Origin of the sequence: Streptomyces sp. NPDC001914 (assembly GCF_042891215.1) — a bacterium.
In the GTDB taxonomy this organism is placed as follows: domain Bacteria; phylum Actinomycetota; class Actinomycetes; order Streptomycetales; family Streptomycetaceae; genus Streptomyces.
The window spans coordinates 616,966-626,355 of the sequence record NZ_JBIASW010000001.1; the positions used below are offsets into that span (position 1 = coordinate 616,966).

Annotated in this window: 19 protein-coding genes; all 19 read right to left on the bottom strand. The window is 70.6% G+C overall.

Annotated elements, in window-relative coordinates:
* Positions 1–2 precede the first annotated feature (2 nt).
* Positions 3–266 (bottom strand): hypothetical protein, encoded by a 264-nt coding sequence (locus ACFYYF_RS02965; RefSeq protein ID WP_388770728.1) that lies wholly within the window; start codon positions 264–266, stop codon positions 3–5.
* Positions 266–793, bottom strand: a complete 528-nt coding sequence (locus ACFYYF_RS02970; RefSeq protein ID WP_388770730.1) for a hypothetical protein — start codon at positions 791–793, stop codon at positions 266–268. The genes ACFYYF_RS02965 and ACFYYF_RS02970 overlap by 1 nt, the downstream gene beginning before the upstream one ends.
* Positions 790–1,002: a hypothetical protein gene (locus tag ACFYYF_RS02975; RefSeq protein WP_388770733.1), complete on the bottom strand. Its 213-nt coding sequence runs from the start codon at positions 1,000–1,002 to the stop codon at positions 790–792. The genes ACFYYF_RS02970 and ACFYYF_RS02975 overlap by 4 nt, the downstream gene beginning before the upstream one ends.
* Complete coding sequence (locus tag ACFYYF_RS02980) at positions 1,002–1,313, bottom strand: hypothetical protein (RefSeq protein ID WP_388770735.1); 312 nt, start codon at positions 1,311–1,313, stop codon at positions 1,002–1,004. The genes ACFYYF_RS02975 and ACFYYF_RS02980 overlap by 1 nt, the downstream gene beginning before the upstream one ends.
* Entirely contained in the window at positions 1,310–1,576 is a 267-nt protein-coding gene (locus ACFYYF_RS02985; protein ID WP_388770737.1) for a hypothetical protein, read from the bottom strand. The genes ACFYYF_RS02980 and ACFYYF_RS02985 overlap by 4 nt, the downstream gene beginning before the upstream one ends.
* A 186-nt stretch (positions 1,577–1,762) precedes the next feature.
* Positions 1,763–3,052 (bottom strand): hypothetical protein, encoded by a 1,290-nt coding sequence (locus tag ACFYYF_RS02990; protein WP_388770739.1) that lies wholly within the window; start codon positions 3,050–3,052, stop codon positions 1,763–1,765.
* Positions 3,049–4,584 carry a glycosyltransferase gene (locus ACFYYF_RS02995; protein ID WP_388770742.1) on the bottom strand — a complete coding sequence of 512 codons (1,536 nt, stop codon included), beginning with the start codon at positions 4,582–4,584 and terminating at the stop codon, positions 3,049–3,051. Before ACFYYF_RS02995 ends, ACFYYF_RS02990 begins: the two co-directional genes overlap by 4 nt.
* Entirely contained in the window at positions 4,584–4,745 is a 162-nt protein-coding gene (locus tag ACFYYF_RS03000) for a hypothetical protein (RefSeq protein ID WP_388770745.1), read from the bottom strand. The genes ACFYYF_RS02995 and ACFYYF_RS03000 overlap by 1 nt, the downstream gene beginning before the upstream one ends.
* 15 nt (positions 4,746–4,760) lie before the next feature.
* The gene (locus tag ACFYYF_RS03005) at positions 4,761–5,015 is read right to left on the bottom strand and encodes a hypothetical protein (protein WP_388770747.1); all 255 of its coding nucleotides are present in this window, start codon (positions 5,013–5,015) and stop codon (positions 4,761–4,763) included.
* Positions 5,016–5,020: 5 nt separating this feature from the next.
* On the bottom strand, positions 5,021–5,260 hold the full coding sequence (locus ACFYYF_RS03010) for a hypothetical protein (protein ID WP_388770749.1): 240 nt from the start codon (positions 5,258–5,260) through the stop codon (positions 5,021–5,023).
* Positions 5,261–5,282: 22 nt separating this feature from the next.
* Positions 5,283–5,999, bottom strand: a complete 717-nt coding sequence (locus ACFYYF_RS03015; RefSeq protein WP_388770751.1) for a WhiB family transcriptional regulator — start codon at positions 5,997–5,999, stop codon at positions 5,283–5,285.
* Positions 6,000–6,005: 6 nt separating this feature from the next.
* On the bottom strand, positions 6,006–6,386 hold the full coding sequence (locus ACFYYF_RS03020; protein WP_388770754.1) for an HU family DNA-binding protein: 381 nt from the start codon (positions 6,384–6,386) through the stop codon (positions 6,006–6,008).
* A gap of 48 nt (positions 6,387–6,434) precedes the next feature.
* On the bottom strand, positions 6,435–6,725 hold the full coding sequence (locus ACFYYF_RS03025; RefSeq protein WP_388770757.1) for a hypothetical protein: 291 nt from the start codon (positions 6,723–6,725) through the stop codon (positions 6,435–6,437).
* A 62-nt stretch (positions 6,726–6,787) separates the two neighbouring features.
* On the bottom strand, positions 6,788–7,549 hold the full coding sequence (locus ACFYYF_RS03030) for a VWA domain-containing protein (RefSeq protein ID WP_388770759.1): 762 nt from the start codon (positions 7,547–7,549) through the stop codon (positions 6,788–6,790).
* 75 nt (positions 7,550–7,624) lie between these two features.
* A complete protein-coding gene (locus tag ACFYYF_RS03035) occupies positions 7,625–8,074 on the bottom strand; it encodes a hypothetical protein (protein WP_388770762.1) in 450 nt (149 codons plus the stop codon).
* Positions 8,071–8,358 carry a hypothetical protein gene (locus ACFYYF_RS03040; RefSeq protein ID WP_388770765.1) on the bottom strand — a complete coding sequence of 96 codons (288 nt, stop codon included), beginning with the start codon at positions 8,356–8,358 and terminating at the stop codon, positions 8,071–8,073. The genes ACFYYF_RS03035 and ACFYYF_RS03040 overlap by 4 nt, the downstream gene beginning before the upstream one ends.
* Complete coding sequence (locus ACFYYF_RS03045; protein WP_388770768.1) at positions 8,355–8,624, bottom strand: hypothetical protein; 270 nt, start codon at positions 8,622–8,624, stop codon at positions 8,355–8,357. The genes ACFYYF_RS03040 and ACFYYF_RS03045 overlap by 4 nt, the downstream gene beginning before the upstream one ends.
* Positions 8,621–8,968: a hypothetical protein gene (locus tag ACFYYF_RS03050; protein WP_388770771.1), complete on the bottom strand. Its 348-nt coding sequence runs from the start codon at positions 8,966–8,968 to the stop codon at positions 8,621–8,623. The genes ACFYYF_RS03045 and ACFYYF_RS03050 overlap by 4 nt, the downstream gene beginning before the upstream one ends.
* Positions 8,965–9,381 carry a hypothetical protein gene (locus ACFYYF_RS03055; protein ID WP_388770773.1) on the bottom strand — a complete coding sequence of 139 codons (417 nt, stop codon included), beginning with the start codon at positions 9,379–9,381 and terminating at the stop codon, positions 8,965–8,967. Before ACFYYF_RS03055 ends, ACFYYF_RS03050 begins: the two co-directional genes overlap by 4 nt.
* Between the last annotated feature and the right edge of the window lie 9 nt (positions 9,382–9,390).

Genomic DNA, 9,390 nt, shown 5'->3' on the forward strand with positions numbered 1-9,390 from the left:
TCTCAACCATCCGTCCGAACCTCCTCATCGGCGTCCAACGCCGCACTGGTGGTGGTCTTGTCGGGGCGCCGGGCGTCGAAGGAGACGACGACGTGCTGGTCGTCTCCGGACAGGAACACGTCCCCGGCCCATGAGCCTCCGGCGGTCAGCAGACTGCGCTCCTGATTGGCGACGGACATGGTCTTGTCGACCTCTGTGTGGTGTGCGGGGGCCTTCAGCGTCCACACATGGCGGTCGATCTCGATGATGTGGTGGTCGGCTTCCATCAGGACTCCTCGACGATGTGCGTGGTGGTGGTTCGGACGATGCGGAACTCACGGTCGGGGTGCCGTTGTCGGCGGCCGGTGAGCGCTGTTTCGGCGCTGGCGCGAGCGCTGACGGGCCGGGTCGCCTGGAGCCAGGTATCGCCAGCGGCGGCTTCCACGTGCCAGGTCACGCGCGGTGGCCGTGCTTCTGCCGCTCGCGCGCTCACGTCGTGGCCGAGGTAGGTGCTGAGCCGCGCAAGCGCCGCGACCGCACGGCTCGCAGCCGGGCTGGGGGTCGCGGCCGCGAGCTCTGCAGCGGACGCGGCCAAGTCCTCGAAGAGCACACTCGGCACGAGTTGGTCGCCGGGCCACTCGACGCGGGATCCGTGATAGCTGCCAAGCAGCTGCTCCATCGACGTCGCCGCGGTGGCGAGACCGTGCTCGGGGTCATCAACGACGAGCGAGCGGCCGGAGGGGAACTCGGCGCCGTCGAGGAAACGGCCGCCCGGCAGGTGCAGGCGGAACCCGCGGGTGAAGCTGGGTTTCATGCATCACCTCCGTGGATGTAGGTGCGCTTCCCGCAGCGCGGGCAGTACTCGGTGAACAGGCAGGGGAGGCAGTCGGTGAACTTGCTGGTGAACGGCTCCTCGCTGACGTCGGCGCGGCAGAGCGCTTCCTGTTCTGAGCAGCAGAGGGCGTGTGTGGTGTCTTCTTCGTGCTGGTCCGTGGCGACGGGTTCGGGGGCCAGGGTCGTCATTACGCTTCGCCTCCGTGGGTCCACTCGTAAGGCGGTGCAATGACGAGCACGACGGTGCGCTCCGCCATCGCGGGGTGGCCGGGGTTCTCCGGGTCGACGTACCGCCGACCGTTCTCGTCAAAGAGGAACGCGTCGTAGCGGATGACCAGCCCGAACGCGCTGTCCTCGATGACCATGTCGGAGGACACCGGCACGCTGCTCGGGTCGATGCCGTTCTGGCGGCACCACTGCCGGACAGCGTCGAGCAAGCCGGGCGTCCGTTCTGCCGCCTCCCACAACGCCTCGCAGTCGATGACACGTCGCTCGCTCACGGGCGGGTCACCTCCAGCCGCCGGCGCCCGCCGCGATCCTGCTGAGTCGGTACGACGTGAAGGCCCGCGGCGCGCAACTCGGCGGTGATGGTTTCGAGCTGGTCTGCCTCGCCCGGGCCGTCCCAGAAGACATGGACCGCGCGGCGGCCGGCCTGGGCGACGCGAAACCCTGGGTCCCAGTCACCACCCTCGAACTCGCTGCGCTCGAGGCCGCGGTCGAGCAGGAGCCGGTCGACGCTCGCGGATTTGATCAGGCGTGCCATTTCAGGCCTCCGCTTCGTCAAGGAGTTGCAGGGCGTGGGTGAGCAGGGCACGGCAGAGTGCGCGTTCGCGGGGGTCGTCGACCGGGATGCGGTCGACGTTGTGGTGCCCTGGCCGTCGCTGTGGGCGTAGAGGAGGCGCGGGGCGGCGCTGGGGGTGATAAAGAACCCGGGAGGCTCCTGGGACATTCAGAGCTCCATCTCGTGCGGGACGTGGCAGCTCGACTCCGGGTCGGGGAGGCGTTCGTCGAGGCTTTCGCCGGCGGCGAGCACGGCCTGGACCCGGGCGTGGGTCTCCTGGATGTGGGCGCCGAGCAGGTGCCGGGCGAACATCGGCCCGCCCGGGCAGTACGGGCAGGCTTCTCTGACTTCGATGCCGGCGAGCCACCCCTGGTGCAGCGGGACCCCGGTCCCGGCGCCGCAGGTGTCGGCAGCGGGGTGTTGGTGCACGCAGTCACCGCATGCAGGGCAGGCGTGCTCCGGGATGGAGCAGCTGTCCGAGGCCCGGTCGTGCTGGTCGGGAACCGGCACGCACGTGGACTTCCTCCAGTCGCCGAGGCTGCGCGGCGAGCCCGGCGCGGTCCAGGCGGTCGTTGCGCCGCTGGGACTGTCGGGGGCGAGGACGGTCACGGGGTACACGGCGACGGTGTCGGACCAGTGGAAGCCCTTCTCGTCGATGTGGTCGCCGCGATGCTGCCCTGCACGGATGCACTGGCGGTGGTCGCCGGGGAAGCCATGGTGCTGGGCGGAGCATTCAACGGCACGCAGATTGTCGTCCACCTCCTGCGGTGCGCTGACCTGGGCGTCTTGGTCCGGGTGGACGACGTTCCGCGTTCCGGTTGCCTCGTCCAGGTTGGTGAGTAGCACGGCGCCGGCTGTCTGTACGGGGAAGGTCGAAGAGCCGTGTGCGGAGAGCCAGGACCCGGCGAGTGAGTAGATCCGGCCAAGGGCGGCGCGCAGTCGGTTCCGCCGGGCTATGAGGCCTTCGAGCATGGGCGCGATGGCGTCGACGTACTCGGACGTGTACCCGGTCAGTTGGACCGGTCCCGGCACACTGCCGAAGCCGTCCATGACCTTGTAGTCCTGCTCGAAGGAGTGCGACGTCTCCTTCAGGCGGCGTTCGAGGTCCTCGAGGAGGCAGTCCATCTCGGCCTGGCCGCCGACGGCTTCAGGGGGGACGTCGAAGGCCTGGACGATGCCAGCCGCGAGCTTGCGGCGCGCCTGGTCCTCCTCGCTGGTCCACACGATCCTGGTGGCGCCGCCGTGGCCGTGGACCTTCGTGATGGGGCCGGTGCCCTTGTGGTACCAGACGTCGGTCTTCGGCTCGTTCATGGGCGGCTGGTCGAGCCAGTGGGTCACGACCCACCCGGTGGAGAACTGGCAGCCCTCGGCGATGACGCCCGTTCCGGAGATCCCGGAGACGTCTCGGTCGCGGTACACGCGGAACGTGGCGAGCGCCGGATGCGCGCTGTCGCTCATCGCGATGTCCCTTCAGGCCTGGGTGACCAGGCTTCGCGCGGCCGCGGGATGGGGAGCGTGAGCGTCGTCTCGGTCTCCGGGTCGAGGAGCTTCGCGACCGGGATGCGAGGGAGCCGGAGGGTGTCGTCGTCCGGCAGCGCCTGCGCGGCGTCGTCGTCGACGCTCGCGGCCGCGGGGACTTCGACGGCGTCGCGGGTGCCCCACTTGCTGACCTTCCAGCAGGTGACCATCGCGTACAGGTGCATGGGGCGCAGGACGAACATGCGCCAGAGGCCGGCGAGCGGGGCCAGGAGCACGAGCCAGATGTGGAAGGACAGCGGCTCGTCGTCGCGGGCGACCATCAGGAACCTGAGGGCGATCAGCCAGTTCATCGCGAGGGCGACCAGGACCACGGACCAGGCGAGCGTGCCCGCGTGGGCCCGCTGGACGGGGTCGGCGACCAGGGCGACCGGGATGACGACGGACAGCAGGAGCTGCAGGAGCTCGGCGATGGGCATCCAGAATCCGGCGCCGGTGAGCGGCATGTACTTCATCCACCAGAAGGTGCGGACGAAGGTACCGCGCATCCAGCGCATGGACTGGTTGCGGTAGTGCTTCCAGGTCTCGGGGACCAGCGTGAAGACGAGCGAGGACGGCTGGTGGACGGTGTCCCCGGCGAGCATCGCGTACATGGTGAGCATGGAGTCGTCGTTCATCTGCATCGGCCGGCCGAGGAAGCGCTCGTGTTCGTAGCTCCCGGCGTGGGCGCGGACGACGTCGGCCCGGTAGAAGGCCAGGGTGCCGCTGTTGACCATGACCCGCTTCATCACGGACTGCGCGGACCGGAAGCCGCAGGTGAAGGGGGTGTAGAGCATGCACAGCATCCGGGTGAGCAGGTTCGTCCGGGAGTTGAGGACGATGACGCATCCGGCGACGGACTGGACCTTGGGGTCCTTGAACGGCTTCAGGCCTTCGGCGACGGCCTCGCGGTCGAGGATCGAGTCCGAGTCGAGGGTGACGAAGATGTCGCCCGGGTCGTCGGCCAGGACGTGCATCTGTGCGTGGCGCTTGCCGCGGTTGACGGTGCGGTCCCAGGTGGCGTGGATGCCGCGGCGGTCGGCTTCCTCGAGGAACCAGGCCTTCGTGCTGTCGTAGGTGATGGGGGTGTTCGTCGCCTTGTCGATGCTGCCGTCGTCGACGACGCGGATCCGGTCGACGGGGCGGGTCTGGTCGAAGACGGACTGGAGGCACGCCTTCAGGGCGGGCTCGTCCTCGTTGTAGGCGGGGACCTGGACGGTGACGACGAGGGCGTCGAGGTGGCGCTGCTGGCGCGGGTTGGCAGTGGTCGGCTTCTCCAGCCAGCAGAGCGGAATCCACCACAGCAGCAGGAAGGACACCAGCCAGGCGAACGCCATCGAGTTGCCGTGGCCGGTGAAGGCGGCCGCGGTGGCGATGGCGTGCTCGATGGCCCAGGCGGCCGCCCCCGTGAGGGGGACGGCGGCCAGGAGGAGGTTGCGTCTGCGGCCTGCCCACCAGGCGCGGGGCGCGGCCATCAGATGTCGCTCGGGGTCTTGCCGCGGCGGAAGCCGGCGCGGATGAGGAGGGCGCCGCCGACGACCAGGCCGACGGCTATGACGACGAGGCGGAGCTGGTCGAAGACGATGCCGCCGATGGTGATGGTGGCGCCGGTGGCGGCGAGTGATCCGTAGTGCATGGGAGTTGCGTGTCCTTACAGGTCGGTGGGGTGGTCGGTGGTGCCGAGTGCCTCGATGGCCCGGCAGGTCTTGCGGTCCTCGCGGCGGGTTCGTCGTGCTTCGATCCGCGCCGGGCGGCGGGTGCGCCAGGCTGCGAGGCGGTCGAGGAGCCGGGAGTAGGCGGTGGCCGTGCCGAAGACCACGGCGAAGACGAGGGCCAGGCCGACGGCGAGGCCCGCTCCTCCCATGGCGCCGACGAGGAGGATCTGGCGGGTGGTGAGCGTGACCATCGGGCTCAGCCCTTCCGGGCGCGGCGGGCCGCGAAGACGGCGCGCAGGGCGACGCCGGCGAACAGCGTGCCGAACAGCAGGAAGACGAGAGCGTTGAACCGGTGGTCCTTGAAGACCTCGGAGGTTGAGCCGAGCAGGCAGGCCATCGCGATGAGGCCGAAGAACCAGGCGTCGTTGTCGCCGAAGGCGAGGGTGACGAGGGCGATCAGGCCGCAGGCGATGCCGGCGATGACGAAGGGGTCCATGTCTCTTCCGTGTGGGTGTGGGCTACGAGGCCTTCGCGGTGGGCGGGTTGGCGATCAGTCCGTAGGTGTCGCGGACCCGCCGTACGGCCTGGGTGCTGATGTCGGCGCGGCGGGCGATGTGGAGGTCGGGCAGGCCCTCGGACCAGAGCCGGTACACGTGCCGTTCCTTGGTCGTCGCCCCGAGCGGAAGTCCGATGCGGGCCACCGGCTCGGGCCGGGGCTGAGGCGCCGGCTCCGGCTTCGGTTTCGGCTCTGCCTTCCGGCGGCGCTTCGGTTCAGGGACGGCGGCCAGTGCGGGCTCCGGTTGGCCGCGCTTGAACTGGTTCTGGCGCTCGCGGTGTTGGAGGCCGGTCCAGCACTCGGCGTCGACCTGGGCTCCTCTGCTGAGGTGCCGGATCATCGCGTCGTGGCTGCCGCACTTCGGGTCGGGTGTGTCCAGGTCGAGGAGCGACGCTCCGTCGTCGCCGTGCCCGGGAGCGGTGGGGTCGAGCCGCCACCGCTCCCGTCCTGTCAGGCCAGCGACGACACCGTGCCGGCGGTTGTCCGGCTCGCCGCGTTCGGTCGCCAGGATGTCGTCCAGGCACTCGACGCGGACTGGGCAGCCGATGCAGACCTTCCGGGCTACGACCTGGGTCTCCCGGGCGAAGAACAGGTCGGGGTCTTTGAGACATTGGGCGCGTGAGCGCCAGTCACGTGGTGAGGTGCGGGTGCCGGGGACCTGCCCGTTGGTGCTGTCCACGGCGGGTCACTTGCTGCCCGTCGCGGCCGCGGCCGCAGTGCGCTTGGGCTGCTTGCGGATGCTGAACCGTCGGGTTCGGGTCCGGACGGCCGCTGAGAGCGTCGGCGAGATCCGGAACCGGATGGCCCTGTGGGCTGGGGCGATCAGGCTCTCCCCGGTCTGCGGGTTGCGGCTGTTGCGCTTCTTCGTGCGGTACGGCAGGAACGTGCCGAAGTTGGTGACCGCCACCTTGTGGCCAGCGATGAGAGCGCGGCCGATCGCCGAGAACACGGTCACGACGATGTGATAGGCCTCCTCGGTCGTGATGCCGAGATCGGCGGCGACGACTTCGCTGAGCGTCGTGGTGGTCAGCGGGGCCGTGATGGGTGTGGGCGGCTGCTTCTTCATGGAGGGCTCCCTGTCGGGCGCGGGGCCGGGCGGCCCCGCGCCGGAGGTCTAGTTGCAGGTGGGGTCCTGAGGGACGACGGCGATCGCGGCGTACGCGCCGTCGCCGTGGTAGGCCACGTAGACGCGATTGCCGTGGTCGCACTTCGTTCCGAGGTTGGTGAAGCCGTCTGAGCCGCGGACGACGTCCATCGCGGAGCCGTTGTTCACGTGGCTGCGCGGGGCGTCCTTGAACGGCTCGGAGGCCTTGTTGTCGTCGCACGAGGCGGCGGTCAGGCTGAGCACCACGACGGCTGTGAGGGAGGCAACGACGGTGCGGAGGCCGGGCTTGTGCAGGCTCATGGCTGGTGGGTCCTTCTAGTGGTCGAGGCAGGGGAACGGCTTGTGGCAGATGGGGCAGCCGTTCATCGCGGCAGGACCCCCTTGGCGCGGGCGGCGGTCAGCCAGCGGCCGAACTCGCCGGTGATGCCGTCGTAGAGCACGCTGTCGGGCAGGTTCCGCGGGCGGCTTCCGGCGTGGAAGTAGGAGGCGTTGTCGACGACGCGGCCGGGGAGGCGGTCGAGCTGCTTCAGGAAGTCGACTTCGTCCGGGCCGAACCCGACGAAGCTCCAGAAGATCGGCAGCTTCGAGGCCTGGGCCAGCTGGAGGCGGGTGGTGTCGGCGTCCTGCGGGGCGCCGTCGGTCTGGAAGACGACCAGTGCCGGGTCCGCGGCGCCGGAGTTGCGGTAGTGCTCGATCACGGCCTTCATCGCGATCGCGTACTGGGTGCCGCCCATGGTGGGCGCACCGCCGTGGAGCTGGTGCTGGTCGGCGACGACGCCCTGGTACCTGTCGAGGCTGATGTCGACGATCGGGTACGGCTGGCTGTCGAACAGGACCAGCGGGACGGTGCCGTCGTCGTCGAGGTTCACGGCCAGGCCGAGCGCCTGGTCCGCGAGGCCCTGGACGGAGCCGTCCGCGAAGTAGCCGCGCATCGACCACGAGCGGTCGACGACGAGGTAGACCGCGGCGCGCAGCCCTTGGGGGACGCCCGCCTTCTCCAGCGAGGTGCCGGCGGTCTTGGCGAGCGAGATGAGGCCGGCGGGAACTCCGGTGAGGGGCGGGCAGACGAGGGCGCGGGCCGTAGCGGGCTGGACGGGCTCGGTCTTCTTGAAGCGTCCGAACATGGTGCTCTTCTCCTTGTTGGTGCCGCCCGCCGCCGGGGACCGGTGTCATCCCGGCGGCGGGCGGTGCTTGCGGGGTCAGGCGCGGGCGCGCCAGGCGGTGGCTGTGGTGGCGATGAACTCCTGCACGTCGTCCGGGAGTGCGGAGGCGTCATCGGGCGGGCGCGGTCCGGCGGACAACTGCCGCATGGATCGCGCGTTGTCGAGTTCCGCCTGGAGCCGGACCGTCTCGGCGAGGAGCTCGTCGCGGTCGGCGACCTTCTTCTCCAGGTCGGCGACGAGCCCTTCGGCCTGGCCGAGCATCGCCCAGGCCTCTTCGCGGTCCGCGCGGGCGACGTGAACGGCGATGGCGGCCCGGGTGAGGGTGCACACCAGGGCGTCGGCTTTCGCCTCCAGCCGGACGATTTCCGCGCGGAGTTCGGAGCGGGGGACGACGTATCGGTGAGCGCCGCGCGCTGCCGGGGCCAGGTAGTAGGCGAGGGCCGCCGTGCCGAGGACGCCGACGGAGCCGAGGGCGTAGGCGATCACCAGAATCTCCTCAGGGCGGACGGGAGCGGCATCGGCATGGGGACCTGGCCGAGCTTTCGTGGCGGCTCTGGCGGGAAGGGGTCCGTGCGGTCGAAGCGGGCTCCGCCGTTGGCGGCCGCCAGGTCGCGGTAGGCGCCTTCGTTGTCGCGCTGAAGGCCTTCGAGGCGTTCGGTGAGCGCGGCGTTCAGAGCGCGCAGGCGCCGGTTCTCCGCGGCGAGCTGCTGCTCGGGTGTCTCCTCGGGCTGGGAGCCGATGCCGTCGTACAGGTGGTTGTGGTAGGTCACTGCTCTCCTCCGTCCGTCGGGGCTTCGGTGAAGCAGACCCACAGGTCGGCGCCCTCCTGCGTGAGTTCGCTGCGCGCTTTGAAGGCTCCGGCCGGGGTGTAGGCCGGCAGCCGGCCTCGCTCGCCCTGGCGGACGTGGAGTGCGGCGACCTTGGCGTTCGCGGTCGAGGCGTACGGTCCGGCGAGGACCCAGGTGCCGGGCATCTGGCGGGCCTGCTCGGCGGCGTGCTGGTGGTCGGGCTTCGGGCGGGACTTGGGGCGGCTCATCGGGCATCACTCGTCAGGCAGGAGGGGACGCGGGGTGTGTGCTCGCGCAGGACGCCGGTGGTGACGTCGTAGTCCTGCGCGAGCGACCAGTCGGCGTGCGGGAAGGCATTGCGGAGCAGGTGCGCGATCGTCCGGTGCAGGCCTGCCTCGCCGAGGGGGACTTCCCGACGGCCGGGCGTGGGCTTCAGGCGGGCGACGAGGGGCAGGGCGACCCACTGGAGGCCTGCGGGCCAGCGGACCCGGGTGATCCGCACCTCGGCGAGGGTGTGCCCGGTGATCTCGTGCAGCTCCTCCCGGATCCGCACGGTGTCGCCGCTGCTCAGGCGCTCCATGGCGGCGGTCATGACGGGCCGCCGGGGTGGAAGCAGGTGCTGACGCTGACCATCAGCCGCTCGTACCGGGACAGCAGGCGCGGGCTCCAGCGGTGCTCGGGCCCGTGGATCTCGCGGAACCAGGCGTCGCAGGCGGCGAGGAGCAGCTGCTCGCGGTCGGCGTCGCGGGCGGCCTGGCCGCCGTCGGCCGGGGTGACCTTGTCGGGGTGGTCGACGGCGAGGCCGGCGAAGGCGGCCTCGAAGGCCGGGGCGTCCAGGACGTGCCGGTCCGGGTCGTCCAGCGGCAGCGCGTCGTGCAGCTGCTGGAAGTAGGCGGTCTGCACGCGGCGGAAGTGCGCCAGTGCGAACGCGTTCCAGCGGGTGCGGAGTGTGGCGAGCGGGTGGAGCGGGGTGATGCGACGGCCGATGTGCATCGTTGCGGTCATCGCCATCGC